Genomic DNA, 25,518 nt, shown 5'->3' with positions numbered 1-25,518 from the left:
TGAGCGAGATCATGGACTTGAAGAAAGAGAAAAACTTCTTCGAGACCCGTGTGATTGAGTATCAGACTGGCGGCGCGTTGAGCTGGGACTAATCAACACGAACCAAAAAATGTGGGAGCGGGCTTGCCCGCGATAGCGGTGTATCAGTCACGGATGTACCCACTGACACACAGCTATCGCGGGCAAGCCAGCTCCCACATTGGCTATTGTGATCCATAGACTTTGCAAGTAAGCCTTTATGCCCAACCACACCATTAAAACCCCCTGCGTCGGGCTGTGTTCCACCGTCTACGGTGACCTGGTCTGTCGGGGCTGCAAGCGTTATCACCACGAGGTGATCCAGTGGAATGGCTATAACGCCGAGGAAAAACAGGCGGTGTGGCTGCGCCTGGAACAACTGCTGGTGCAGGTGATGGCCAGCAAGCTGGAAGTGTTCGACCCGCACTGCCTGCGACAGCAGCTGGAAGCGCGCAAGATTCGTTTTATGCCGCACCAGTCGCCGTATTGCTGGGCATACCAGTTGATTGCGCGCGGAGCGCGGGTGATTTCCAAGCTGGATGCCTATGGGTTGACGCTGTTACCGGAGTTTCGCGAACGCCACCTGGCGGATTTGCGCGATGCGATAGATCGAGAGTTTTTTCTGCTGTCCGAGGCACATTACGAGCGCTATATCGCCCCGGTTTTCTTGAAAGAGTCATTCGGCCCGGCGCTGATTGCCACGCGCTGACCCACAGTTGTGTTTAAAATGCCGCCCGCCCGATGACTGACCCTTAACGATGAACCCAGACGCACTCGCTACCCTGCACGCCCACTTGCTCACTGCCCTGGCTGACGCGCCCGCGGAAACCCGGCGCCTGTTCCATGGCCGTGGCCGCTGCTGGCCGGGCCTGGAACAACTGACGGTGGACTGGCTGCAAGGGGTGGTGCTGGTGGCGTTGTTCAAGGAAACCGAGCACCTGCAGGCCCTGAAGCAGACGCTACTGCACATCGACTGGGCCGCTTTCGGCGCGCACACCGTGGCCCTGCAACACCGCTACCTGCCGCAAAGCACCACCGAATGGCTGGTGGGCGACGCCATCGACGAGTTGACCATCACCGAGGGCGGCCTGCGCTACCTGATCGACCTGGGTAAAAAACAGAACAGCGGGCTGTTTCTCGACATGCGTTACGGGCGCAACTGGGTACGTGAGCAAGCACAGGGCCAGCGCGTGCTGAATTTGTTTGCCTATACCTGCGGTTTTTCCGTGGCCGCCATCGAAGGCGGCGCCGACCATGTGGTGAACCTGGATATGGCCCGTGGTGCCCTCAGCCGTGGCCGCGACAACCATCGTTTGAATGGGCACGACCTGAGCCGGGTGAGTTTCCTGGGCCACGACCTGTTCAAGTCCTGGGCCAAGGTGACGAACAACGGTCCTTATGACCTGGTGATCATCGACCCGCCCTCCTTCCAGAAAGGCAGTTTCCTGCTGACCAAGGATTACCAGCGCGTGCTGCGCCGCCTGCCGGACTTGCTCAGTGCCCACGGCACCGTACTGGCATGCATGAACGATCCGGCCTTCGGCGAAGATTTCCTGATCGACGGCGTGACCCGCGAAGCACCGGGCCTGCGGTTTGTACAGCGGCTGGAAAACCCACCGGAATTTCCTGACATTGATCCGCAGAGTGGACTAAAGGCACTGGTGTTCCGTCAGGGCTGATGCCGAAACATCCTACGCTTGCTACGCTAACGGATACGCCGGGCGGTGAACCTTATCCTCCCCTTCCCGGTCGATACCTGCATTCCCTGGCCAGACTCGACGGCGCTACGTCGTCGGCTGCCCCGTTTGACCTTTTGGAGAACCGCCCGTGATATCGACCCTGCATGTAGCCAGACTCAAAGCCTGGGGCGCCCACGGCTTTACCGCCACCGGTGTGGTACTGGCCTTTTTGGCCACCCTGGCGCTGCTGGAAAACTCCCCCAAGGCGTGCCTGCTGTGGCTGGGCCTGGCACTGGTGGTGGATGGCGTCGACGGCTCGCTGGCGCGACGGGTGAATGTCAGCACGGTGCTGCCCAGCTTTGACGGCTCGGTGCTCGACCTGGTGATCGACTACCTCACCTACGTGTTCATTCCTGCCCTGTTTATCTACCGCTACATCGACCTGCCCGAGTTCACCCACCTGTTTGCGGTGTCGGTGATCCTGGTGTCGTCGCTGTTCTGCTTTTGCAATGTGAACATGAAGAGCAAGGACAACTACTTCGTCGGCTTCCCTGCCGCCTGGAACGTCGTTGCCCTGTGCGTCTATATCATCCAGCCGGATGCCTGGGTCACCTTGCTGACCGTGATCGGCCTGGCGCTGTTGACCGTGACGCCGATGAAGTTCCTGCACCCGTTCCGGGTCAAGCGTTTCATGCCGATCAACATCGCGGTGACCACTATCTGGCTGCTGTGCAGCTTCCTGATGGTGGTGGATTACCCGAATACCAACCCTTGGACATTTGGCTTGTGGTCGCTGATGTCGGCGTACTTCCTGGGTATCTGCATCTGGCGCACGGCCGTGGAATGGCTGGGCGCGCACAAATAACCAGGCGGGCCCGGTAAAAGATGTGGGAGAGGCTTGCCACCTCCCACATTTGAGTCACATCGCAGTAAGATGCTGGCCTTCTGCGGCCCTCCAACAATAAGCCCTGCCCATGCCCTTCGAACTCAGCGTAGACCTCACCACCCTGGCCATCCTGGCCGTTGTCGCTTTTATCGCCGGTTTTATCGACGCCATCGCCGGCGGTGGCGGTTTGTTGACCACCCCGGCCCTGCTCACCGCCGGTATGCCGCCGCATCTGGTGCTGGGCACCAACAAGCTCAGCTCCACCTTCGGCTCGGCCACCGCCAGTTTTACCTTCTACCGCCGCAAGCTGTTCCACCCACGCCAATGGGTGCACGCCATTGTCGGTACCTTGATCGGTGCACTGACCGGCGCGGTCGTCGCTCATTACTTGCCTGCCGAAACCCTGAACAAGATGCTCCCGGTGATCGTCTTCGCCTGCGGTGTGTACCTGCTGTTCGGGGGCACGCCCAAGGCGCCACTGGATGCCGAGGCACCGATCAAAAAGAAATGGCAAGCCACCCAGGGCTTTGGCCTGGGCTTTTACGATGGCGTGGCCGGGCCCGGCACGGGGGCGTTCTGGACGGTCAGCACGATGCTGCTGCACCCCATCGATCTGGTGAAGGCCAGCGGCGTGGCGCGCAGCATGAACTTCGTCAGCAACGCCGCGGCGCTGACGGTGTTCATCATCAATGGGTCGGTGGACTGGATCGTCGGCCTGGCGATGGGTGTGTCGGTGATGTGTGGCGCGTTCTTTGGCGCACGCAGCGCGATCAGCGGCGGCGCCAAATTCATCCGCCCAGTGTTTATCACCGTGGTGCTGGGCCTGACCGTGCGCCTAGCCTGGCAGCACTGGTTCAGCGTGGCCTAGGCGGCGGGCCACGTAGAGGTCGATCAGGTAACGCGCAATCGAGCGTGACGCCGGCAACGGCGGCAGCTCGTGGATATTGAACCACTGCGCGTCCTCGATCTCGTCGGCCTGGGGCACGATATCGCCACCGGCGTATTCGGCGTGAAAGCCCAGCATCATCGAGTGAGGGAACGGCCAGCATTGGCTGCCCATGTACTGGATGTTCTTGACCTCCAACTGCACCTCTTCGCGCACTTCACGGATCAGGCAGTCTTCGGCGGACTCACCCGGCTCGGCAAAACCGGCCAGGGTGCTGTAGACCCCCGTGACGAAACGCGGCGAGCGCGCCAGCAGGATGTCATCGCCACGAGTCACCAGCACGATCATGCTTGGCGAGATGCGTGGATAGCTGCGCAGGTCGCAGGCCTGGCAATACATCGCCCGCTCCCGCGGCACCTGTACCATCGCCTGGCCGCAACTGCCACAAAAACGGTGCTCCCGCGCCCAGGTGCCGATCTGCGCGGCGTAGCCCAGCACCTTGTACAGGGTGTGATCACCTTGCAGCATAAAGCCGCGCAAGCCTTGCCAACTGCACCCTGGCACCTCTGCCGACGCGTTGAGTTCCAACAGGTACACCGGCTCGCCATCGAGATGGCCGATGCCGTGTTCGGCAAACACCGACAGGTCCTGGCGCTTGAGCCATTCGCGCGGGAACAGCGGGCCGTTGGTATCGTGTAAAAAGCCTTCGCGGCTGCGGGCGACGGCCCAGCCGCCGGGGGCGTCGTTGTCCAGCAGCGTTGTGGTAATCCAGCCTGGGGTCATGTCAGTCAATCCACGAATTCGGGTTTCTGCTTACTCATATGGGCCGCGATGGCCACGCGCAGGTCGTTGGATTGCAACATAGCCGAGTTCCAGGTGGCAACGTATTCCAGGCCGTCATTGACTGTGTGGTCACGCATGTAGCTGATCATGGCCTTGGTGCCAGTCACGGCAATCGGCGACTTGGCGGCGATTTGCTGGGCCAGGTCCATGACACCCGCCAGCAGGCTTTGCTGATCGGCAAACACGCGATTGACCAGGCCGATGCTGCGCGCTTCTTCAGCGCCGAATTGACGACCGGTATAGGCCAGTTCACGCAGCATGCCATCGCCGATAATGCGCGGCAGGCGTTGCAAGGTGCCGACGTCGGCGGCCATGCCGATGTCGATTTCCTTGATCGAGAATTGCGCGTCTTCGGCCGCGTAGCGCATGTCGCACGCGCTGATCAGGTCGATGGCACCGCCAATGCAGTAGCCCTGGATCGCCGCCAGCACGGGCTTGCGGCAAGTGTCCACGGCGTTGAACGAAGCTTGCAGCTCGAGAATCTTGCGGCGCAGCAGGCGCGCATTGCGACCCACGTCCTTGCCAAAGTCATTGGCGATCGAGGCCAGCATCATCAGGTCGATGCCCGAGGAAAAGTGCTTGCCCGCCCCGCTGAGCACCACGGCACGCACGGCGTCGGTCTCGTCGACCCATTGGAAGATGTCGATGATTTCGGTCCAGAACGCCGCGTTCATGGCGTTGATCTTTTCCGGGCGATTGATCTGCACATGGGCAACGTTGCCACTGAGTTCGACAACGAAGGCTTGGTATTCGGACATGGCAGTGATCCCTGACTGGCGATTGAGAAAGGCCAGACTATATCAAGGGTGCGCCACGGCGCATCGGCCAAAAACGGGACTGGTCACGGTGAGGGAAAAGACGCTGGATAAAACCCGATGCACAGGCCATCCTTTGCGCTTTAAGCCGCGCTGTGCGCGGCGCTCGACGTTTTAAGGATATGCCATGCACGCCCAACCCCTCGCTCCCGCCGATTTCGAATTCATTGACGCCACCTTGCTCAAATACGGCGAAGACCACTCGGTGCTGAACATGGCCGAACTCGACGGTTATTTCACCGCCCTGGTTTCCAGCCCGGCCAAGGTGGATGTGGCCGAGTGGTTCCCGGCGATCTGGGGTGGGCAAAACCCTGAATGGGACAACATGGACGAGGCCCAGGCTTTTCTCGAGCTGTGTGTACGCCATATGAATACCCTGGCCGCGCAATTGGCCACTGACTCCCAGGCATTCAAAGCCCGTTTCGATGAAACCGAACATCAAGGCCAGGCGGTGACCCTTGCCGAGGAATGGTGCTTTGGTTATGTGCGCGGCGTGACAATCGCCAACTGGCCGCCATTGCCCGCTGTACAAGCCGGGCAACTGGAGCGGATTTCCTGGTGCGCCGAACAGGACAATTTCGAATTGCCGGCGGATCTGGATGTAAACGCCCATCAACTGCAGGTCAGCGCAATCGAACCGGCTGCGCGGGCGCTGCATGACTACTGGTTGAGCCAGCGTTAAGGCAGTAGGAGCGCATGCCAATAAATCACGCAGATCACCCACTCACTCGACAAGCATGGCGTGTTTGCCTGATGATTCGGGTCCGCACGTCGGCCACTCCACGCCACCTCGCCTTGACCAGGAGCCTTGTACCTTGAGTTCGCAGAAAACCGTGACCGTTACACCGCCCAACTTCCCCCTCACTGGCAAGGTCGCGCCCCCCGGCTCCAAATCCATTACCAACCGTGCGCTGTTGCTGGCGGCACTGGCCAAGGGCACCAGCCGTTTGAGCGGTGCGCTCAAAAGTGATGACACGCGCCACATGTCGGTCGCCCTGCGGCAGATGGGCGTCACCATCGACGAGCCGGACGACACCACCTTTGTCGTCACCAGCCAAGGCTCGCTGCAATTGCCGGCCCAGCCGTTGTTCCTCGGCAACGCCGGCACCGCCATGCGCTTTCTCACGGCTGCCGTCGCCACCGTGCAAGGCACCGTGGTACTGGACGGTGACGAGTACATGCAAAAACGCCCCATCGGCCCGCTGCTGGCCACCCTGGGCCAGAACGGCATCCAGGTCGACAGCCCCACCGGTTGCCCACCGGTAACCGTGCACGGCGCGGGCAAGGTCCAGGCCAGGCGTTTTGAGATTGACGCAGGTTTGTCCAGCCAGTACGTATCGGCCCTGCTGATGCTGGCGGCGTGCGGCGAAGCGCCGATTGAAGTGGCGCTGACCGGCAAGGACATTGGCGCCCGTGGCTACGTGGACCTGACCCTCGATTGCATGCGTGCGTTCGGGGCCCAGGTCGACGCCGTGGACGACACCACCTGGCGCGTGGCCCCCACCGGCTATACCGCCCATGACTACCTGATCGAACCCGACGCTTCCGCCGCCACTTACCTGTGGGCCGCAGAAGTACTGACCGGTGGCCGTATCGATATTGGTGTAGCCCCACAGGATTTCACCCAGCCCGACGCCAAGGCCCAGGCCGTGATCGCGCAATTCCCGAACATGCAGGCCACGGTGGTGGGTTCACAAATGCAGGATGCGATCCCGACCCTGGCAGTGCTCGCCGCGTTCAACAACACCCCGGTGCGCTTCACTGAACTGGCGAACCTGCGCGTCAAGGAATGTGACCGCGTGCAGGCGCTGCACGATGGCCTCAACGAAATTCGCCCGAGCCTGGCGACCATCGAGGGTGATGACTTGCTGGTTGCCAGCGACCCCGCTTTGGCTGGCACCGCCTGCACCGCACTGATCGACACCCACGCCGACCATCGCATCGCCATGTGCTTTGCCCTGGCCGGGCTGAAAGTCTCGGGCATTCGCATCCAAGACCCGGACTGCGTAGCCAAGACCTACCCTGACTACTGGAAAGCGCTGGCCAGCCTGGGCGTTCACTTGAGCTACTGACACACAAACCTGTAGGGGCGAGCAAGCTCGCTCCTACAACTGAACCTTGCCGGGAGCGTCAATGACCCTTCGCCAACCCTGCCCACCCGGCGCCTGTGTCTGCAACCGTGAACAACTGCTGGAAGCTCCCGGCGCTGATCTGCGCATTCTGCAACTGACGCGACAGCAGGAAAAAATCCTGCTGGCGCGCCTGGAAAACCTCAAGAGCCTGCAAGACCTCGAACACTTGCAACAGCGGATGTACGACCAACTCGGCATCCGCGTCCACATCGCGCCCGGGCATACCGAGGTCAAAAGCATGCGCGGGATCCAGATCGTCATCGACGAACTGCCGGGCATGTGCCGCAAGACTCGCCAGTCGATCCCCGCCTCCATACGCCGTGGCCTGGAGAAAAACCCAGAGATTGCCTACCGCTTGCTGGACGCCCACGACCTGTTTCGCGACGCTTGAATTATCCCGCAACGGCCTCACGCTCAAACAACCCCTGCCCTACAGCCCGGGCCTTGTGCAAATGCGCCTGGGCCGTGCCGTTTTCCGAGTCCAGCAACAACTGCGAGGTAAGTACCCGCGCCCCGCAATAATCAAAGATGCCGTAGTCGATCTGGGTATTCATGGCCTTGGCATAACCGTGTCGATCGAAGGCGCTTTGGTCAGCCGCCCCCAGGGCCAGCACATGCACGTGCAAATGCCTGAGTTTCTTCTGCACCGGTGTATCGGGGCCGTAATCAATCGCCCAGCCATTGACGAATACGCGGTCGACCCAACCCTTGAGCAATGCCGGCATTGACCACCAGTAGATGGGGAATGCCAGCACCAGCGCGTCGGCGCGATCGATGCGGGCCTGCTCGGCCACCACGTCGGCTGGCGGCGTCGCCCGAGTACGGTGCACCCGATGGTCGGCCGCGCTGTAGCGTGGGTCGAACCCTTCAGCGGCAAGGTCGGCTATTTCAAAGGTGTGGCCAGAGGCGCTCAAGCCCGCGCCCACCTCGGCGGCCACGCTGTGGGTGAGGGATTGCGGGTCGTGATGGGCAACAACGATCAGTGCGTGCATGACTTTGACTCCGTTTCGGCTTAATCTACTTTTAGTAAGTTACGTCGAATAAGTTACTTTTGGTATATAAGCATGTCAAGCAATGAATCCCCTGCCCCCCGTCGTCGTTTGTCCCGTGAAGATCGCCTGCGCCAGTTACTCGACGTCGCCTGGCAATTGGTGCGTGACGAAGGCACCGACGCCCTGACCCTGGGCCGCCTGGCCGAGCTGGCGGGCGTCACCAAACCAGTGGTGTACGACCACTTCGCTACACGCGCGGGGTTGCTGGCCGCGCTGTATGCAGACTTCGACGCGCGCCAGGACCAGGTGTTTGCCGATGCCATCGCCACCAGCAAGGCGACGCTTGAGGACCGCGCGTGGGTTATCGCGTCGTCGTATGTCGATTGTGTGTTGTTGCAAGGTCGGGAAATCCCCGGGGTGATTGCCGCCTTGAGCGGTTCGCCGGAGTTGGAAGCGTCCAAGCGCGAATACGAGGCGATCTTCCTCGATAAGTGCAGAGACGCGCTGTCGCCCTTCACCCACGGCGGCAGTATTTCCCAGGCCGGGTTGCGCGCCATGCTCGGCGCGGCGGAAGCCCTGTCCCATGCGGCGGCCAATGGCGAGATCAGCCGCGAGGAAGCTCAGCAGGAACTGCTGGAGACTATCCTCGGGATGGTCATGCGCGTCAGGCCGTAGGCAGACGGCCCTGGACGAACAGTTGCGCCTTGCGCGTCAACTGGTCCAGGTGCCGATCACGCTGTTTCTCCGCATCGACCATGGCGCGCTTGCCGTGTTTTTGCAGCAGGTAGGTGTGGATCTGCCGCACTTCCAGCGAGCTGTAGATTGAAGCCACATCCAACACGCCCATCAGCCCATCGGTGCCGTAGTTGCGGGTGTTCATCACGACCTGGGTGCCACGCGCACCGCGTACCTGGAAACCCATGGCTTCGAACACCGCAACCTTCTCTACCGCACAGGCCAGTTCGGCGTGGGGATAACGCGCCAACACCTCGTCCAGCATGCTGCGTGCCACACCCTGGCGACGAAAGCCGGCCTGCACCGCCATAAACGCGATGCCACACGCGTTCGGGTCATCCTTCACCGGCAGGTACAGGCAAAAGCCCACCACCGTCTCGTCTTCCATCGCCACGACCAACTCGACGGCGATGCCCTTTTCGCCATTCAACGCCTCAAGGTACAGGTGTACCTCAAACCCGATGGCGTACTGGTAGATGTTGTAGAGCAGGTTGCTCGGTGCCAGCGCTACGCTGCTGATATCGGTGAGGTTGTCCACCACCATCTGCAGGATCTGGCTGTTGACCGGTTCGGGGCACGGCGTGGTGTAGCGGGTAAGGCTGAACATGCAAATTCCTGGGGTTTCGCGTCAAGGCAGCGGCGATTGTACCTGTTGCGCGCCGCTCATGGCCCGCACACCTCGCGCAAACACGCGCGCAGCCAGCGATGGGCCAGGTCGGCGTCCTGTCGCGGGTGCCACAGCATCGCCACGGTAAATGGCGGCAATGTCACCGGTAGCTCAAAGCAATACAAGCCTCGAGGCGGCACTGTGATATAGCGCTCAGGCACGCTGGCGATCAGGTCGGTATCACGCGCCAGGGCGATGGCCGTGTTGAAACCGGCGACCACGATGCTGACCTGCCGAACCAGACCTTGCGCCTCAAGGGCCTCATCGATCTGGCCACGGTCCTGGCCGCGCCGCGACACGTAGACATGTTGTCCCTGGGCGAAACGCGCTGCGCTCAAGGGGCCGCGGCTCAGAGCATGGCCCTCGCGCACCACGCCCACCAGGCGATCACGGAACAGCGCCTGGGTCAGCACCTCCGGGCTGGCGCCGACATCGACCACACCGGTTTCCAGGTCGACGCCACCGTCGCGCAGCAGCGCACTGTGCTTGTCGCTCTTGTGCACGAAACGCAAGCGCACCCCTGGAGCCTCCTGGGCGATACGCGCGAGCAATGCAGGGCCGAAGCGTTCGACGAACTCCTCACTGGTGCGCAGGGTGAAGGTACGCACCACCTCACCCAAGTCCAGGGTGTGCGCCGGGCGCAATACCGCATGGGCGTCCTGCACCAGTTGGCTAACCTGTTCGCGCAATTGCAACGCCCGGGGCGTCGGCACCAGGCCGCGCCCGGCACGTACCAGTAGCGGATCGCCCGTGGCCGCACGCAAACGCGCCAGGGCCCGGCTCATGGCCGAAGGGCTCAGGCGCAGGCGCTGGGCGGCGCGAGCGACGCTGCCTTCGGCAAGCAACACGTCGAGGGTGATGAGTAAATTGAGGTCGGGCATGCGGGCTCCTGATCAGGCGTTGGGTGCAGCTATAACCTGCAAGCCATGCGTCTTCCGCCATGTTAGGCGACGCCGTAGATTTGTGACAGGTGCATTCACTCAAGGAAACGCGCATGCAAACCTCCACACGCGGCGGCCTGGTCGCCTTGTCGCTGTCCATGTTGCTGGCCGCCCTGGGCACCAGCATCGCCAATGTCGGCCTGCCCAGCCTGGCGCACGCCTTCGGTGCCTCGTTTCAGGCCGTGCAGTGGGTGGTGCTCGCCTACCTGCTGGCCATCACCGCCGTGATTGTCAGCGCCGGGCGCCTGGGCGACCGTCTGGGGCGCCGGCGCTTGCTGCTGGCCGGGTTGCTGGTGTTTGCCCTGGCCTGCGCCGGGTGTGCCGCCGCGCCAACCCTGCCCTGGCTGATCGGCGCACGGGCATTCCAGGGCCTGGGCGCGGCGATCATGATGGCGATGACCCTGGGCATGGTGGGTGACACTGTCACGAAAGAGAATACCGGCCGAGTCATGGGCCTGCTGGGCACCCTGTCGGCACTCGGCACGGCCATGGGGCCGAGTGTCGGCGGGGTATTGCTCAGCCTGTGGAGCTGGCGCGCGCTGTTTTTGATCGGCCTGCCCTTGGCGGGTGTGGCTGCCGCCTTCGCCTACCGTTATTTGCCGGTAGATGCTCACCGCCGCGACGCTTGGCCAGGCGATACACTCTGGGCGCCCCTGCGCGATGCGCCGTTGCGCGCCGGCCTGGCCATGAGTGCCCTGGTGTCGGCGGTGATCATGGCCACGTTCGTGGTGGGGCCGTTCTACCTGTCACGTGGCCTGGGCCTCGATCCCGCCTGGATGGGCTTGGCCATGGCCGTCGGGCCAACGGTCGCGGCGGTGACCGGTGTACCGGCGGGTTACCTGACCGATCACCTTGGCAGCCAACGCCTGACCCTCGTGGGGCTAAGCGTGATGCTGTGCGGGGCCCTGTTGCTATCGCAGGCGTCCGGGCTTGGCGTTTATCTCGCGGGCCTGATCGTGTTGACGGCCGGCTACAGCCTGTTCCAGGCGGCCAACAACACGGCGGTGATGAGCGATATACAGGCGACACGCCGAGGCACAGTGTCCGGCCTGCTGAATCTGTCACGGAACCTGGGCCTGATTTTCGGCGCCTCGGCCCTCGGCGCGGTGTTCGCCCGCGCCACCCCGGATGTCAGCCTCGCCGCGCCCCAGGCGGTGGCAGCCGGCCTGCACGCCACCTTCGCCATGGCGGTAGGTTTGCTGTTACTGGCGGTGCTGATCGCCTGGAGACGTGGGCATTCCCTGGCCAGCGCGAAGCAGACAAATATTGACAAGCTAAAATCGTAACGACTATTGTCTGACAACCTGATCACCAAGGTTTTCCCATGCTTGAGCTCCAGCGCCCCGATTCGCTTGTCGTACGGGTTGTCAGCGCCATTCGCGCAGAAATCGAATCCGGCCAACTGGCCCCGGAGTCGCGCCTGCCGACCGAACAGCAACTGGCCGAACAACTCAACGTCAGCCGTTCCGTGGTGCGTGAAGCCATTGCCCAGCTCAAGGCCGACGGTGTGCTCACCGCCCGCCGTGGCCTGGGCTCGTTTATTTCGCAGACCCCTGCGGGCACGGTGTTTCGGTTTCCGCAGCCCAACGGGCGACGACCTGACCTGGCGCAGATGTTCGAAGTGCGCCTGTGGATCGAAACCCAGGCCGCTTCGATTGCTGCCCAGCGCCGCGACAGCGCCGACCTGCAGCGCATGAAAAGCGCGTTGCAGGCCATGCAGGACAACCGCAACGACTTTGAAGCCGCAGCCCTGGCCGATGTGGAATTCCACCGTGCCATTGCCGACGCCAGCAAGAATGACTACTTCGTGGCCTTCCATGACTTCCTCAGGAGCCAGTTGGCCAGTGCGCGTAAAACCGCGTGGGAGAACTCGGCGTCGCGCTTTGCCACCGGTTCGGCCGATGCCACCCAGGAACATCAACAGCTCTACCAGGCCATTGCCGACGGCGACGCCCAACGCGCCGCCGCCAGTGCCGAGGCGCACCTGCGTGCCGCAGCGCGACGCCTGCAACTGGAATTACCGACCACGAACTGATCCACCTTGTTTGCAGCGTGTCCGCGGACACGCCATTTTTTTAACAAAAACATTAGTCTGACAACCTGATAAGCAGACTGAAATGTACAACCTAGGTACTTCTGCAATGATTCATGACTTTTGCATTATCGGCGGCGGCATCGTCGGCCTGGCCACCGCCATGGAGCTGCTCAAGCGCCAACCTGGCGCGTCGCTGGTGATCCTGGAAAAAGAGTCGGTGCTGGCCAAGCACCAGACCGGCCACAACAGCGGCGTGATCCATGCCGGCATCTACTATGCACCCGGCAGCCTCAAGGCCGATTTGTGCAAGCGCGGCGCCGAAGCCACCAAGCAGTTCTGCCGCGAACACGGGATCAAATTCGAGGTGTGCGGCAAGCTGCTGGTGGCCTCAAGTCCGCTTGAAATGCAACGCATGGAAGCGCTGTACGCCCGTGCCCAGCTCAACGGCATGCAGGTCGAGCGCTTGAATGCCGAACAACTGCGCCAGCGTGAACCGAACATCGTCGGCCTCGGCGGCTTGTTTCTCGATGCCACCGGGATTGTCGATTACCGCCAGGTGTGCGAGACCATGGCCCAGGTGATTCGTCGCAGCGGTGGGCAGATCTGCCTGGAACGCACCGTCACTGCCATCCACGAAAACACCGATACGGTCACCGTCAACACCGAGGGCGAGACCTGGCAGGCCCGCCACTTGGTGGTGTGCGCCGGCTTGCAGTCAGACCGCCTGGCCCGCCTGGCCGGCATCCGTATCGACCATCAGATCATCCCGTTTCGGGGCGAGTACTTCCGCCTGCCCGCCGCCAAGAACAACATCGTCAACCATCTGATCTACCCGATCCCTGACCCGGAGCTGCCCTTCCTCGGCGTGCACCTGACCCGCATGATCGACGGCAGCGTCACCGTCGGCCCGAATGCCGTGCTGGGCCTGGGCCGCGAGAACTACCGCAAGTTTTCGGTGAACTGGCGCGACGTGGCGCAGTACGCCAGCTTCCCCGGTTTCTGGAAAACCCTGTGGCAAAACCTCGGCTCCGGCACCACCGAGATGAAGAACTCGTTGTTCAAGTCCGGCTACCTGGAGCAGTGCCGCAAGTACTGCCCGTCCCTGACCCTCGATGACCTGCTGCCCTACGAGGCCGGCATCCGTGCCCAGGCGGTAATGCGCGACGGCAGCCTGGTGCACGACTTTCTGTTCGCCCAAACCTCACGAATGCTGCATGTGTGCAATGCGCCCTCACCGGCCGCCACCTCAGCCATGCCCATCGGCGCGATGATCGCCGACCGCCTGTTCCACCCCCAGTAAGACCGCACCGCCCGCTCACCCAACAATAACTACAAAGACCCAGAAGGAAGTCCAGCATGTCGGCATCCGCCTCCATTCCCGGTACCGAAACGCCCGAACAAACCCGCAAGCGCCTACGCAAAGTAGCCGCCGCCACCATCTTCGGCTCGATGCTGGAGTGGTATGACTTTTACCTGTACGCCACCATGGCGGCGATTGTGTTTTCGAAGATCTTCTTCGATAACAGCGACCCGAAGACCGCCACCCTGATGGCCTTTTCGACCTTTGCCATCGGCTTTATCGCCCGCCCCTTCGGCGGCATCCTGTTTGGCTACCTGGGCGACAAGTTCGGGCGCAAGCAAGTGCTGGTGCTGACCTTCTGCCTGATGGGCGTGTGCACCACCTTGATCGGCTTGATCCCCAGCTACGCCTCCATCGGCATCTGGGCCCCGATCCTGCTGGTGTTTATCCGCATCATCCAGGGCCTGGGCGCAGGTGCCGAGTTGTCGGGCGCGGCAGTCACCTCCTACGAGCATGCCTCCCAAGGCAAGCGTGGCAGCCAGGGCGCCTGGCCGGCACTGGGCCTGAACCTGGGCCTGTTGCTGTCCTCACTGACTATTTACCTGCTGACCATCAACGGCAACGAGTTCCTGCTGGCCGGCGGCTGGCGCATTCCGTTTATCTGCAGCATCGTGCTGGTAGGCGTCGGCCTGTGGGTGCGCAACAGCATTCCGGAGACCCCACAGTTCGAAGCGCTGAGCACAGAAAAAGCCAAGGCCAAGCCATCGCCTCTCAAAGCCTTGTTCAAGAATGACCTCAAGGGCCTCGCCGTGGTGTTTTTTGTCGCGATTGGCTACAACGCCCTGAGCTACATCTTCAAGACCTTCTCCCTGGCGTACCTGACCCAATTCAAAGGCGTGGACGTGCATGTCACCTCGCTGTCGGTGACCATCGCCAGCCTGGTGGCCATCGTCGCCGTGCCCTGCTTCGGCTGGCTGTGTGACAAGTGGAGCAGCAAGACCGTGTTGATGCTCGGCGGGCTGTGCTCGCTGTTGTTCGCCTACCCGTTCCTGGCCCTGCTCAACAGTGGTGAAAGCCTGATGATTTACCTCGCCATCGGGGTGGGCACCGGAATCCTCGCGCCGATGATGTTCGCCCCCCAGGGTTCGTTCCTGAGCCGGCAGTTCCCGACGCAAACGCGCTCATCGGGCTTTGGCACCGGGCGGGAGATCGGCACCGCCATTGCCGGTGGCCTGGCACCGCTGGGCGCGCTGTCGATGGTAGCGGCCTCGGCCACCCACTCCACCGATGGCGTGGTGGTGATCCTCGCGATTTCTGCCTTGTTGGTGGTGGTGTTTGCCCTCTGCGATCAGGGCGCGAAACACTCGACATTCAAGAACTGAGCAAAAAAAGTTCGGAGCAACGGGTGCATGGATGCACCTGGATCGCGCATCATGGGCACTTTCAAGCTCAAGGGTAACGTCCATGCGCGTTCTGTCATTGATGATGGGTCTTACGACGCTGGCCGCCACTACGGTGTTCTGCGCCAGCGCGATGGCGAATGAAGAAAGTCAGTTAGTCCAACAGATCAACCAATACCGCAGCCAGGTGCAACGCTGCGGTGACCAGGGTTCCCAGGAGCTTCCGCCGCTGACCAGCGACACGCGGCTGGTGTTGCCGGCCTCCAATGTCGGCGATTTGCAGCAGTCGCTGGCGCGCGCTGCCTACCCGATGGTGAATGTGCAGGCCATCAGCCTGTCCGGGCCCAAGGATGCCGAGGCCGCGATGAAAGCGGTGCGCGAAAGCTTTTGCCGCGTAGTGCTCGACCCGCAATTTGTCGACATCGGCGTCAGCAACAGCGGCCAGGACTGGCGCATCGTGCTGGCTCGCCCGTTGGTGACCAGCGGCCTGGGCGATTGGCAGACCGAAGGCAGAAAACTGCTCGACCTGATCAACACCGCCCGTGCCGAGCCGCGCCAGTGTGGCACCCAGGCGTTCAACGCTACGGCGCCCCTGTCGTGGAACGACACCCTGGCCGGCGCAGCCAACAGCCATACCCGCAACATGGCCAACGGCAATTTCTTCGACCACCTGGACCCCGACGGCCGCACGCCGGGTGACCGCGCCGAGTTGGCGGGGTATATCGCGAAGAATATCGGCGAAAACATCGCCGCCGGCCTCGACACGCCGCGCAAGGTCGTCGACGGTTGGCTCGCCAGCCCCGGCCACTGCGCCAACCTGATGAACCCGCAGTTTCGCGAATTGGGTGCTGCCTACGCCATGGACCCCAAGAGTGACGCGGGCATCTATTGGACGGGCTTATTCGGCACGCAATAAGGTTGGGCGCCGGCCCAACCGGCCAATAATGACGGCGTGCAAATAGACAGTGAAATCAAAGTGCTATCAGGGAGATAATCGCGCTGAACTGAATGCGGTCATTCCGGTCTGTTGCTAGTCGGTATGACTCTTCAAAGCTAAACAGTACGTAGCAACCAAGGTGTGAACCCCATGATGAATTGGCTGCAAGGCAGCAGCGAAATGGCAGAGCGGGTTCGTCAGCACGATTGGGCCAGTACGCCCCTGGGGCCACTTGAACACTGGCCCGATGTGTTGAAGACAACCGTTGCGCTGTGCTTCGCGTCGAGTTTCCCCCAGGCCATCGTCTGGGGGCCTCAGTTGATTACCCTCTACAACGACGCGTTCACGCCGATCCTGGGTAGCAAACCCGACGCCTTGGGCCGCCCGTTCAACGAGATCTGGCACGAGGTGTGGGACGATATCAGCCCTATCGCCGACGCCGCGTTCGATGGGCACGCCACCTATATCGAAAACTTCCCGCTGTTGATCCAACGCAACGAAGCGCCGGAACAAGCCTATTTCACCTTCTGCTACAGCCCGATTCGCAATGCCCAAGGTGTAGTGGTCGGTTTGCTCGACACGGTGACCGAAACCACTGCCACGGTGTTCCTCGCCCGTCGTCTTGAAGTGCTGGACGCCATTAGCAATAGCGTGACCAACGCTACCGACGCCGAAACCATCCTGACGTCTACGACTCGCCTGCTGGCCGAACATCTGCAGGTGTCCATCTGTGCCTACGCCGACATGGACGAGGATGAAGATGGCTTTACCATTCGAGGCGACTGGTCGGCGCAAGGCTCGCCGAGCATCATCGGCCATTACAGCCTGGCGGCGTTTGGCGAATGCGCGGTCAACTGCCTGCGTGCCGGCGAGCCACTGGTGATACGCAATAATCTGATCGAGCTGCCGCCCCATGACGCCGCGAGCTTCCAGGCACTCGGTGTGACGGCCACCATTTGCATGCCCTTGATCAAAGACGGGCGGCTCACCGCACTGATGGCCGTACACGACAAAGTGCCGCGTTTTTGGTCGTCCTACGACATCGCGCTGTTGGGCGAAGTCACCGAACGTTCATGGGCGCATATCGAGCGCGTGCGTGCCGACGCCGCCGTGCGTAAGGGCCTGGCCGACTATGCGGAACTCAATGCCAGCCTGGAGCAGCGCGTGAATGAGCGTACCCGTGCGCTGGCCGAAGCCGAAGCTGCACTGCGCCAGTCACAAAAACTTGAGGCCATCGGCCAACTGACCGGTGGCGTCGCCCATGACTTCAATAACCTGCTGACCATTATCCGCTCATCCGTGGATTTCCTGCGCCAACCGGGCCTGTCCGAAGAGCGTCGGCAACGTTATATGTGCGCGGTATCCGACACGGTGGAGCGGGCCAGCAAGCTCACCAGCCAACTGCTCGCTTTTGCCCGTCGCCAACCATTGAACCCGCAGGTGTTCGATGTCGGCCAGCGCGTGCAGAACATCGGCGAGATGCTCGAAAGCGTCACCGGCGCACGCATTCATGTGCAGGTGCAATTGCCCGATCGGCCCTGCTATGCACGCATCGACCCAAGCCAGTTCGAAACCGCGCTGATCAACATCGCCCTCAACGCCCGCGATGCGATGGACGGCCAGGGTACCCTGACCCTCAAAGTCGCCAGCGAGCAAACGCTGCCACGTATTCGCGGGGATGCCGAGTCGTGCATGCCCTACATCGCCATTTCCCTGGCCGATACCGGCACCGGGATTCCCAGCGATACCTTCGAACGCATCTTCGAGCCGTTCTTCACCACCAAGGCCGTGGGCAAAGGCACGGGCCTTGGCCTGTCGCAGGTATTCGGCTTTGCCAAGCAGTCAGGCGGCAATATCGATGTGGCCAGCACCCTTGGCCAGGGTACGGTGTTTACCTTGTACCTGCCGCAGGTCGAAGGCGAAGCGGCGCCGGATCAAGACCCGCATACAGACTTGCCAGCGCCGCAAGAGGCTGCTCATCAGCACGTGCTGATCGTCGAGGACAACCTTGAGGTAGGACGCTTCGCCAGCCAGATCCTCAAGGACCTGGGTTACCAGACCACGTGGGCGACTAATGCCGAACAGGCGCTGAACCTCGCCGGCACAGACGTCCAGGGGTTCGATGCGATTTTCTCCGACGTGGTGATGCCCGGCATGACCGGCGTGGCCATGGCCAAGCTACTGCGCCAGCGCCGCCCGGACCTGCCCGTGGTACTCGTCTCCGGCTACAGCGAGGAACTGGCGGACAGCGGCTATGAAGGCTTTGAGTTCCTCGCCAAGCCCTACTCCGCCGACCAGGTTGCGCGAGTGCTGGCAAAGGCGATGAGCAAGGATCAGTCGACAACCGCCACCTGATTGCGGCCCGATGCCTTGGCCTGGTACAGGGCCTTGTCGGCACTGTTCATCAAGCCGTTCAAATCCAGAGGCTGAGCGTGGGTCGATGCCACGCCCAAGCTTGCGCTCACCCCTTGTACCGGGTCGGCGGGCAAGTGATAAATCGTCTGGAGCAACTGCTCGGCAATGCTGCGTGCGGTCTCCAATGAGGTATTGGGCAGCAGCACTGCAAACTCCTCGCCCCCCAGGCGACCGTAGATATCGGTCTGGCGAAAGGACGCGCTGATCACCGCGCCAATCTGACGCAACACCTGGTCGCCGGCCTGGTGGCCGTAGGTGTCATTGATGGCTTTGAAGTGGTCCATGTCCATCATCAATGCACACAACGGCTGCTGCTCGCGAAGGCACTGGGCATACAGCAACTGAGCCTGTTCGTAGAACGCCCGACGGTTCATCAGCCCGGTCAGTTCATCGGTCTGAGCGGCGCGGGTGGAAATATGATGAGCGCGTTCCATTTGCCTCGTCAGGCGAAAGGCTTTTTCCAGGGCATCGGAGAGTTTGCGCGTGGCACCGGCCACAAACGAAGCAAACACCAGCACCGCCAACGCCACGCCGACCTGCATCGGCGAAGGCTGAAACAGCATCCATACCGTACAGGGAAGCAACACCAGCGCCATCGAGCCCAGCGTCATGTAGCGATAGGCTGAATAACAGGACACCGCGCTGACCGACATGCCCACGGTAAACAGCATCACCAGCACCTGGGATAAGCGGTCATCGACCGGCATCACCGCCAGCGCCCCGCCGCCCCAGATACCCGCCGACAGCATCAGCGTGACCCAGTAGCGGCGTTCCCAACGGGCGGGCGTGCGCGCCGCGTCAGGGCAGCGAAACCATTGCACGAACAGATGCAGGCGCACCAATGACGAGCCCGCCAACAGTACCAACCACACCAGGATGACCTGATGATCGAACCGATCCCAGCACAGCCAGCAGAGCATGACGGCGCCCAGGTAGCTGCCGAAGATCGCCGAGAATGATTGACGAAACAGCTGGTGCAAACGGTCGGTTCGCACCTGCTCTTCGATGGAGTGACCCTGGTCCTGCCCGAGGCTATTCATGGGGTTGGCCTGTTTGACCGGCGACGGCAAAGGCGCCATTGTGGCACCTTGCCAGCAAGCCGAACAGCGGCATACGCCGCGCTAGAGCGTTTCAGGCTCTTGAGGTCGCAAAATCAGCACGCCCAGGGGCGGCAGGTTCAACGACAACGACACCGGTTGCCCATGGCGCGGCTCATCCTGGGTAAACACGGCTCCGCCATTCCCGTAATTGGAGCCGGCGTAGGTATCGGCATCACTGTTGATCACCTCACTCCAACGCCCACCAAACGGCACACCGACTGCGTAGCCTTCACGGGGCACCGGGGTGAAGTTGGCAACCACCAACACCGGCTTGCCACCCTTGCTCCAGCGCAGCCAGGCGTAGACGCTGTTGATCGCGTCATCACCGATCAGCCATTGGAAGCCCTGGGGCGCATCGTCCTGTTCGTGCAACGCCGGTTCTTCGCGGTACAGGCGGTTCAGGTCGCCAACCAGCTTCTGCACCCCACGGTGCTCGGGGTATTGCAGCAAATACCAATCCAGTTGCTGGTCGTGGTTCCACTCGCGCCATTGGCCAAATTCGCAGCCCATGAACAGCAGCTTCTTGCCGGGGTGCATCCACATGAAACTGAGGTAGGCGCGCAGGTTGGCAAATTTCTGCCAGCGGTCGCCGGGCATCTTGTCGATCAGCGAGTGCTTGCCGTGCACCACCTCATCATGGGAAATCGGCAGGATAAAGCGCTCCGACCAGGCGTACACCAGCCCGAAACTCAGCTCGTTGTGATGATGGGCGCGGTACACCGGGTCTTGCTGGATGTAATGCAGGGAGTCGTGCATCCAGCCCATGTTCCATTTGTAGTTGAAGCCCAGGCCTCCCTGTTGGGTCGGCTGGCTGACGCCGGGCCAGGCCGTGGACTCCTCGGCAATTACCAACGCGCCCGGCGCTTCAAGGGCAACCACGTCGTTCAGGTGCCGCAAGAAATCGATGGCTTCCAGGTTCTCGCGGCCGCCATGACGGTTGGGCACCCATTCACCGGCCTTGCGCGAATAATCGCGATACAGCATGGAGGCCACTGCGTCCACACGCAGGCCGTCCACGTGGAAATGCTTGAGCCAGTGCAAGGCCGACGCGAGCATGAAACCGTGGACCTCGGTGCGGCCCAGGTTGTAGATCAGCGTGTCCCAGTCCTGGTGAAAACCTTCCAGCGGGTTGGCGTATTCGTACAGCGCGGTACCGTCAAATTGCGCCAGGCCGTGGGTATCGGTGGGGAAATGCGCTGGCACCCAATCAAGGATCACGCCGATATCGGCCTGATGGCAGGCATTGACGAACCAGGCGAAGTCTTCCGGCGAGCCAAAGCGCGCGCTGGGGGCAAACTGGGATAACGCTTGATAACCCCACGAGCCACCAAAGGGGTGCTCCATGATCGGCATCAGTTCGATATGGGTGAAGCCCAATTGTTGAACGTAAGGAATCAGCCGCTCGGCCAATTCGCGCCAGCCATATTGCCGAGCCACTTCACCGGCCTCGTCCAGCTCGCACTGCCAGGACCCCACATGCAGCTCGTAGATCGACAACGGCGCGGTGGCTTTCTGCTTGTCTCCCCGCGATTGCATCCACTCATGGTCCTGCCAATCCACCTGCAAAGGTGCGGCGACCTTCGAGGCGGTGTCCGGCGGTAGTTGGGTGGCCAGCGCCACAGGGTCGGCCTTGAGCGGCAGAATGCCGTGGGCACCGAGAATTTCATACTTGTAGGCCGCGCCCGGTTGCAGGCGCGGGATAAAGATTTCCCACACCCCCGATGGATGACGCAGGCGCATCGGGTGGCGGCGCCCGTCCCAGATATTGAAGTCGCCCACCACCGAAACCCGCCGAGCGTTCGGCGCCCACACGGCAAAGCGCACGCCTTGCACGCCATCGACGCTGACCACCTGAGCCCCCAGGCAGTTGCCCAGGTCACGGTGATTGCCTTCGGCAAACAGGTACAGGTCCATTTCCCCCAGCAGCAATTGGCTGAAGCTGTAGGGGTCTTCGGTGATCTGCTCACCGCCGGCCCACTGGATTTTCAGCAGGTAGGGCTGGCGAGTGCTGAAGTGCCCAATAAACAGGCCTGGCACCTGGGTGGCATCGAGGCTGCCAAACGGCTCACCTGTGTCACGCGCCAGTACCTGGACACTCAGGGCCTCGGGCAGGAACGCACGGATAAACTGGCCGCCCTGCTCGTCATCATGGGGCCCCAGGATCGAAAAGGGATCGGGGTGCTCGGCGCGCACCAGCGCATCGACGTCCTTGGACGCCGGCAATGCAGTCAACTTGGGCTGCAGCGGTTCTCTCTGTGTAAAACTCATGACGTCTCCCCACCGCGTACAGGTTTAGATATAGGTGTCAGCCCGCTCAACAAGCCGTGCAGCCCTTGCAGGGGCACCGGCAGCCAAGTCGGGCGGTTTTCTGCTTCGTAGGCCACTTCGTACGCCGCCTTTTCCAAGCTGAACAAGGTCAGCGCTGCGTCTTGGCCGTTGGCATCCTGCCAGTCATGCGCCAGTGTAGACGCAGCGGCCTGGTAAGCCTGGGTAAATGCTACGCGGGCTTCATTCAGGTAGCGGTCGGTCACGCGTTTGCGCGCAGCGTTCGCTTCTGGCGTGTGATCCACCCCTTGTACATTCAGCGCCATGGCCGCGGCATAATCAAAGGAACGCAGCACACCGCTCACATCTTTATAAGGGCTGTGTTTGCCGCGCCGCTCATGCAGCGGTCGCGCCGGTTCGCCCTCGAAGTCGATCAAGTAGGCATCGCCCTTGACCACCAATACCTGGCCCAGGTGCAAGTCACCGTGGACGCGAATGCGCAATCCGCCCGCCGTGGCTTTGGCCAACGCCTGGACATGCGCCGCGATGGCTTTTTTCTGCGCCAGTAATTCACTGACCAACGCCTGGTCGGCGGGGTTCAACTGGCTTTGATTAAGCTTGAGCAACTGCAAGGCACGGTCGATCTGGGCGCCGACATCCTTGGCCCAGGCTTGGGTGTCTTTGATTGTGGTGGGTTCGGGTTTGAAGGCCTTGTCGGCCGTTGGCGCACCCAGCACCAGGTGCATTTCACCCAGGCGCTGACCGAGCAAACCGGCAAAATCTGCCAGTTCCCCGAGGGCGTTGTAATGCTGTTCCTGTTCAGAGATCGCGTCGGCCAGCTCATCGCGGATCGCCCGCTCCAGGTTGTTCTGGGTCCAGCTCCAGGCATCGCCCTGATTGCTCAAGTAACCCTGGGCAATCATCAGCAAGTTGTCCTGTCCCTGCCCGTCCTGGCGGCTCATAAAGCCCAGCAGCGGCGAGATGTTCGGGTAGCCAGCGGCGGTCAGGTACGCACTCATTTCCAGCTCCGGGTGCACGCCGGCGCTGACTTTGCGAATCAGCTTGAGCACCAGACTCTCACCGACCACCACCGAGCTGTTGGACTGCTCGGCGGACAAGTAACGCACCGGCGATTCACGGGTCAGTTGCAATGCGGCCAAGTGATGAGTGGCCTCGAATCGCAGATCGCCGTCAGGGGTATTGAGCACGGTGCCGGCCTGCATGGCCTGGATCACCTCAAGGATAAAATGCTCAAGGCTGAAGGCATCGGTCACCAAACCTACCTGGCGGGTGCGTCGCACTCGGGCCAACGCCAATTGCTGGGGCAAGGCGCTGGTGAACTGGTCTTCGCCAAGGAAGCCCAAGGGCAGTTGGTAGCGGCTGACCTGGCCGGCACTGGTCACTTCGATCTCACTGAGCAACACCGGATGCTGCGGGTCGCCAAAACGCACGCCATATGCGATGTGCACCGTGTCGATTGCCGTATCTTTGCCGGCAAACCAGCGCCGCTTGGGCAGCCAGGCGGGCAGTGACGTATGTTCCAGGCTGGTGCGGCAAGGTTCTTCGAGTAGCTCTTCCATGCGTTTTTTCAGTACCAAAGTGGTGAAGTCGGGCATGCTTTGCGCCGGTTCCACATGCCAGCTGGGCATCTGGTTTTCCGCTGCCAGCACGAACCAATAGAAACCATAGGGCGCCAGGGTCAGCAGGAAATTCAGCTGGCCGATTGGCGGGAAGGCATTACCGCCAAGCATCTCCACCGGCACCATGCCGGCAAAGGCCGACAGGTCCAGCTCCGCCGCCTGGGCGCTGCGCGACACGTTGGCCACGCACAGGATGATCTCGGTGTGGCCGTCTTCACCGGTGTATTCACGGGTGTAAGCCAGGATGCGCCGGTTAGTCGGCGAGAGCATTTTCAAGCTGCCACGACCAAACGCCTTGGACTGCTTGCGCACTGCGAGCATGCGCCGGGTCCAGTTGAGCAATGAATGCGGGTCCTGGGCCTGGGTCTCGACGTTGACCGACTGGTAGCCGTATTGCGGGTCCATGATCGGCGGCAACACCAGGCTGGCCGGGTCGGCACGGGAAAACCCGCCATTGCGGTCGATGGACCATTGCATGGGCGTGCGCACGCCGTCACGGTCGCCCAGGTAGATGTTGTCGCCCATGCCGATTTCATCGCCGTAGTACAGGGTCGGCGTGCCCGGCATCGACAGCAACAGGCTGTTGAGCAATTCCACCCGCCGACGATCGCGCTCCACCAGCGGCGCCAGGCGTCGCCGAATGCCCAGGTTGATGCGGGCGCGGCGGTCTGCGGCGTAGTAGTTCCACAGGTAGTCGCGCTCTTTGTCGGTGACCATTTCCAGGGTCAGCTCATCATGGTTGCGCAGGAAAATTGCCCACTGGCAGTTGGCGGGAATCTCCGGGGTCTGGCGCAGAATGTCGGTAATGGGGAAGCGATCTTCCTGGGCCAACGCCATGTACATGCGCGGCATCAGTGGAAAGTGAAAGGCCATGTGGCATTCATCGCCGTCATCACCCTTTCTATCCCCAAAGTACAGCTGCGTGTCTTCCGGCCATTGGTTGGCTTCGGCCAGCAGCATGCGGTCGGGATAATGGGCATCGATCTCGGCGCGGATCTGCTTGAGGACGTTGTGGGTTTCCGCCAGGTTTTCGTTGTTGGTGCCGTCCCGTTCGATCAGATAGGGAATGGCGTCCAGGCGCAGGCCGTCGATGCCCAGGTCGAGCCAATAGCGCATCACCGACAGCACCGCTTTCATGACCTGCGGGTTATCGAAGTTGAGGTCCGGTTGGTGCGAGTAAAAACGGTGCCAGAAGTACTGGCCGGCCACCGGGTCCCAGGTCCAGTTGGACTTTTCGGTGTCCAGGAAAATAATGCGCGTGCCGTCGTATTTCTGGTCATCGTCCGACCACACGTAGAAGTCCCGTGCGGCCGAGCCCGGCTTGGCCTTGCGCGCACGCTGGAACCAGGGGTGCTGGTCGGAGGTGTGGTTGATCACAAGCTCTGTGATCACGCGCAGCCCGCGTTGATGGGCTTGGGCAATAAAGCGCTTGGCGTCGGCCATCGTCCCGTAGTCGCTGTGCACGCCGCGGTATTCGGCAATGTCGTAGCCGTCATCACGGCGGGGAGACGGGTAGAACGGCAGCAGCCAGATGGTGTTCACGCCCAGGTCAGCGATGTAGTCGAGTTTGGCGATCAGCCCGGCAAAGTCACCAATGCCGTCGTTGTTGGAGTCGAAATAGGATTTGACGTGTACCTGGTAGATCACCGCGTCTTTGTACCAGAGCGGGTCTTTGATGAAGGTGGCTGCCTTGGGTTTCTTGGCCATTGCAAACTCCTGAAAATACAAAGTTCTCGAGGATCGTTCCCAGGCTCCGCGTGGGAATGCAGCCCCGGACGCTCCGCGTCCCAAGCGCGACGCAGAGCGTCCAGTGAGGCATTCCCACGCAGAGC

General features: G+C 61.8%; 23 protein-coding genes. 15 read left to right on the top strand and 8 right to left on the bottom strand.

The features are described 5' to 3' along the window. From AC4PS6_RS07885 to AC4PS6_RS07865, 5 genes are all read left to right on the top strand, one after another. The coding region (locus AC4PS6_RS07885; RefSeq protein ID WP_230633856.1) for a hypothetical protein at positions 1 to 92 on the top strand (92 nt) is incomplete at its 5' end. 146 nt (positions 93 to 238) lie between these two features. Further along, positions 239 to 727 (top strand): DUF1289 domain-containing protein, encoded by a 489-nt coding sequence (locus tag AC4PS6_RS07880; RefSeq protein WP_014718664.1) that lies wholly within the window; start codon positions 239 to 241, stop codon positions 725 to 727. Between the two features lie 49 nt (positions 728 to 776). Next, on the top strand, positions 777 to 1,697 hold the full coding sequence (locus AC4PS6_RS07875) for a class I SAM-dependent methyltransferase (RefSeq protein ID WP_014718665.1): 921 nt from the start codon (positions 777 to 779) through the stop codon (positions 1,695 to 1,697). A 148-nt stretch (positions 1,698 to 1,845) separates the two neighbouring features. Beyond that, positions 1,846 to 2,562 carry a phosphatidylcholine synthase gene (gene pcsA, locus AC4PS6_RS07870; protein WP_014718666.1) on the top strand — a complete coding sequence of 239 codons (717 nt, stop codon included), beginning with the start codon at positions 1,846 to 1,848 and terminating at the stop codon, positions 2,560 to 2,562. Between the two features lie 109 nt (positions 2,563 to 2,671). Next, complete coding sequence (locus tag AC4PS6_RS07865) at positions 2,672 to 3,451, top strand: TSUP family transporter (protein ID WP_003191011.1); 780 nt, start codon at positions 2,672 to 2,674, stop codon at positions 3,449 to 3,451. Here the strand turns inward: AC4PS6_RS07865 and nudC are convergent. Beyond that, positions 3,419 to 4,252, bottom strand: coding sequence for an NAD(+) diphosphatase (nudC, locus tag AC4PS6_RS07860; RefSeq protein ID WP_032901605.1), 834 nt, complete (start codon positions 4,250 to 4,252; stop codon positions 3,419 to 3,421). The two genes, AC4PS6_RS07865 and nudC, sit on opposite strands and share 33 nt — an antisense overlap. 5 nt (positions 4,253 to 4,257) lie before the next feature. Next, a complete protein-coding gene (locus AC4PS6_RS07855; protein WP_032901606.1) occupies positions 4,258 to 5,070 on the bottom strand; it encodes a crotonase/enoyl-CoA hydratase family protein in 813 nt (270 codons plus the stop codon). A gap of 184 nt (positions 5,071 to 5,254) precedes the next feature. Here AC4PS6_RS07855 and AC4PS6_RS07850 point away from each other — a divergent pair, with 184 nt between their 5' ends. The 3 genes from AC4PS6_RS07850 (at position 5,255) to AC4PS6_RS07840 (ending at position 7,650) form a co-directional block, all read left to right on the top strand. Then, positions 5,255 to 5,809, top strand: a complete 555-nt coding sequence (locus AC4PS6_RS07850; RefSeq protein WP_073842467.1) for a UPF0149 family protein — start codon at positions 5,255 to 5,257, stop codon at positions 5,807 to 5,809. Positions 5,810 to 5,942: 133 nt separating this feature from the next. Further along, a complete protein-coding gene (aroA, locus tag AC4PS6_RS07845; RefSeq protein ID WP_122300743.1) occupies positions 5,943 to 7,199 on the top strand; it encodes a 3-phosphoshikimate 1-carboxyvinyltransferase in 1,257 nt (418 codons plus the stop codon). Positions 7,200 to 7,260: 61 nt separating this feature from the next. Next, the gene (locus AC4PS6_RS07840; RefSeq protein WP_336827337.1) at positions 7,261 to 7,650 is read left to right on the top strand and encodes a hypothetical protein; all 390 of its coding nucleotides are present in this window, start codon (positions 7,261 to 7,263) and stop codon (positions 7,648 to 7,650) included. A gap of 1 nt (position 7,651) precedes the next feature. Here the strand turns inward: AC4PS6_RS07840 and AC4PS6_RS07835 are convergent, their stop codons facing one another. After that, a complete protein-coding gene (locus tag AC4PS6_RS07835) occupies positions 7,652 to 8,251 on the bottom strand; it encodes an NAD(P)H-dependent oxidoreductase (protein WP_336827338.1) in 600 nt (199 codons plus the stop codon). Between the two features lie 72 nt (positions 8,252 to 8,323). Between AC4PS6_RS07835 and AC4PS6_RS07830 the strand changes: the two genes are divergently transcribed. After that, positions 8,324 to 8,926 (top strand): TetR/AcrR family transcriptional regulator, encoded by a 603-nt coding sequence (locus AC4PS6_RS07830; RefSeq protein WP_191949351.1) that lies wholly within the window; start codon positions 8,324 to 8,326, stop codon positions 8,924 to 8,926. Here AC4PS6_RS07830 and AC4PS6_RS07825 read toward each other — a convergent pair. Both AC4PS6_RS07825 and AC4PS6_RS07820 read right to left on the bottom strand, forming a co-directional pair. Next, positions 8,916 to 9,593, bottom strand: a complete 678-nt coding sequence (locus AC4PS6_RS07825) for a GNAT family N-acetyltransferase (RefSeq protein ID WP_014718674.1) — start codon at positions 9,591 to 9,593, stop codon at positions 8,916 to 8,918. The genes AC4PS6_RS07830 and AC4PS6_RS07825 overlap by 11 nt on opposite strands. A gap of 56 nt (positions 9,594 to 9,649) precedes the next feature. After that, positions 9,650 to 10,534: a LysR family transcriptional regulator gene (locus AC4PS6_RS07820; RefSeq protein ID WP_019816880.1), complete on the bottom strand. Its 885-nt coding sequence runs from the start codon at positions 10,532 to 10,534 to the stop codon at positions 9,650 to 9,652. A 113-nt stretch (positions 10,535 to 10,647) separates the two neighbouring features. On the opposite strand from AC4PS6_RS07820, the gene AC4PS6_RS07815 reads away from it, so the two are divergent. The 6 genes from AC4PS6_RS07815 (at position 10,648) to AC4PS6_RS07790 (ending at position 18,621) form a co-directional block, all read left to right on the top strand. Further along, positions 10,648 to 11,880 carry an MFS transporter gene (locus tag AC4PS6_RS07815; RefSeq protein ID WP_336827339.1) on the top strand — a complete coding sequence of 411 codons (1,233 nt, stop codon included), beginning with the start codon at positions 10,648 to 10,650 and terminating at the stop codon, positions 11,878 to 11,880. A 38-nt stretch (positions 11,881 to 11,918) separates the two neighbouring features. Further along, positions 11,919 to 12,629, top strand: coding sequence for a FadR/GntR family transcriptional regulator (locus AC4PS6_RS07810; RefSeq protein WP_336827340.1), 711 nt, complete (start codon positions 11,919 to 11,921; stop codon positions 12,627 to 12,629). 106 nt (positions 12,630 to 12,735) lie between these two features. Next, positions 12,736 to 13,929 (top strand): L-2-hydroxyglutarate oxidase, encoded by a 1,194-nt coding sequence (gene lhgO, locus AC4PS6_RS07805; protein ID WP_336827341.1) that lies wholly within the window; start codon positions 12,736 to 12,738, stop codon positions 13,927 to 13,929. Positions 13,930 to 13,985: 56 nt separating this feature from the next. Continuing rightward, entirely contained in the window at positions 13,986 to 15,311 is a 1,326-nt protein-coding gene (locus tag AC4PS6_RS07800) for an MFS transporter (RefSeq protein ID WP_014718679.1), read from the top strand. 82 nt (positions 15,312 to 15,393) lie between these two features. Beyond that, positions 15,394 to 16,245, top strand: coding sequence for a CAP domain-containing protein (locus tag AC4PS6_RS07795; RefSeq protein ID WP_336827342.1), 852 nt, complete (start codon positions 15,394 to 15,396; stop codon positions 16,243 to 16,245). Positions 16,246 to 16,416: 171 nt separating this feature from the next. Then, positions 16,417 to 18,621, top strand: coding sequence for a GAF domain-containing protein (locus AC4PS6_RS07790; protein WP_336827343.1), 2,205 nt, complete (start codon positions 16,417 to 16,419; stop codon positions 18,619 to 18,621). Here the strand turns inward: AC4PS6_RS07790 and AC4PS6_RS07785 are convergent. The 3 genes from AC4PS6_RS07785 to treS are packed head-to-tail and all read right to left on the bottom strand — an operon-like array spanning position 18,600 to position 25,393. Further along, entirely contained in the window at positions 18,600 to 19,760 is a 1,161-nt protein-coding gene (locus tag AC4PS6_RS07785) for a GGDEF domain-containing protein (protein WP_019816876.1), read from the bottom strand. The two genes, AC4PS6_RS07790 and AC4PS6_RS07785, sit on opposite strands and share 22 nt — an antisense overlap. A gap of 42 nt (positions 19,761 to 19,802) precedes the next feature. After that, positions 19,803 to 22,049 carry a 1,4-alpha-glucan branching protein GlgB gene (gene glgB, locus AC4PS6_RS07780; protein WP_014718682.1) on the bottom strand — a complete coding sequence of 749 codons (2,247 nt, stop codon included), beginning with the start codon at positions 22,047 to 22,049 and terminating at the stop codon, positions 19,803 to 19,805. Beyond that, positions 22,046 to 25,393, bottom strand: coding sequence for a maltose alpha-D-glucosyltransferase (gene treS, locus AC4PS6_RS07775; RefSeq protein WP_014718683.1), 3,348 nt, complete (start codon positions 25,391 to 25,393; stop codon positions 22,046 to 22,048). The genes glgB and treS overlap by 4 nt, the downstream gene beginning before the upstream one ends. Positions 25,394 to 25,518: the final 125 nt, after the last annotated feature.

The sequence above is a fragment of the Pseudomonas sp. DW-iso17 genome (assembly GCF_058725345.1).
This window is presented reverse-complemented; position numbering and strand designations above follow the sequence as displayed.

Excerpts from the sequence above, each read along its gene's own strand:
- AC4PS6_RS07880 (WP_014718664.1), top strand. The coding sequence starts at position 239 with ATGCCCAACCACACCATTAAAACCCCCTGCGTCGGGCTGTGTTCCACC.
- AC4PS6_RS07875 (WP_014718665.1), top strand. The coding sequence starts at position 777 with ATGAACCCAGACGCACTCGCTACCCTGCACGCCCACTTGCTCACTGCC.
- AC4PS6_RS07865 (WP_003191011.1), top strand. The coding sequence starts at position 2,672 with ATGCCCTTCGAACTCAGCGTAGACCTCACCACCCTGGCCATCCTGGCC.
- nudC (WP_032901605.1), bottom strand. The coding sequence starts at position 4,252 with ATGACCCCAGGCTGGATTACCACAACGCTGCTGGACAACGACGCCCCC.
- AC4PS6_RS07855 (WP_032901606.1), bottom strand. The coding sequence starts at position 5,070 with ATGTCCGAATACCAAGCCTTCGTTGTCGAACTCAGTGGCAACGTTGCC.
- AC4PS6_RS07850 (WP_073842467.1), top strand. The coding sequence starts at position 5,255 with ATGCACGCCCAACCCCTCGCTCCCGCCGATTTCGAATTCATTGACGCC.
- AC4PS6_RS07840 (WP_336827337.1), top strand. The coding sequence starts at position 7,261 with ATGACCCTTCGCCAACCCTGCCCACCCGGCGCCTGTGTCTGCAACCGT.
- AC4PS6_RS07835 (WP_336827338.1), bottom strand. The coding sequence starts at position 8,251 with ATGCACGCACTGATCGTTGTTGCCCATCACGACCCGCAATCCCTCACC.
- AC4PS6_RS07830 (WP_191949351.1), top strand. The coding sequence starts at position 8,324 with ATGTCAAGCAATGAATCCCCTGCCCCCCGTCGTCGTTTGTCCCGTGAA.
- AC4PS6_RS07825 (WP_014718674.1), bottom strand. The coding sequence starts at position 9,593 with ATGTTCAGCCTTACCCGCTACACCACGCCGTGCCCCGAACCGGTCAAC.
- AC4PS6_RS07820 (WP_019816880.1), bottom strand. The coding sequence starts at position 10,534 with ATGCCCGACCTCAATTTACTCATCACCCTCGACGTGTTGCTTGCCGAA.
- AC4PS6_RS07815 (WP_336827339.1), top strand. The coding sequence starts at position 10,648 with ATGCAAACCTCCACACGCGGCGGCCTGGTCGCCTTGTCGCTGTCCATG.
- AC4PS6_RS07810 (WP_336827340.1), top strand. The coding sequence starts at position 11,919 with ATGCTTGAGCTCCAGCGCCCCGATTCGCTTGTCGTACGGGTTGTCAGC.
- lhgO (WP_336827341.1), top strand. The coding sequence starts at position 12,736 with ATGATTCATGACTTTTGCATTATCGGCGGCGGCATCGTCGGCCTGGCC.
- AC4PS6_RS07800 (WP_014718679.1), top strand. The coding sequence starts at position 13,986 with ATGTCGGCATCCGCCTCCATTCCCGGTACCGAAACGCCCGAACAAACC.
- AC4PS6_RS07795 (WP_336827342.1), top strand. The coding sequence starts at position 15,394 with ATGCGCGTTCTGTCATTGATGATGGGTCTTACGACGCTGGCCGCCACT.
- AC4PS6_RS07790 (WP_336827343.1), top strand. The coding sequence starts at position 16,417 with ATGATGAATTGGCTGCAAGGCAGCAGCGAAATGGCAGAGCGGGTTCGT.
- AC4PS6_RS07785 (WP_019816876.1), bottom strand. The coding sequence starts at position 19,760 with ATGGCGCCTTTGCCGTCGCCGGTCAAACAGGCCAACCCCATGAATAGC.
- glgB (WP_014718682.1), bottom strand. The coding sequence starts at position 22,049 with ATGAGTTTTACACAGAGAGAACCGCTGCAGCCCAAGTTGACTGCATTG.
- treS (WP_014718683.1), bottom strand. The coding sequence starts at position 25,393 with ATGGCCAAGAAACCCAAGGCAGCCACCTTCATCAAAGACCCGCTCTGG.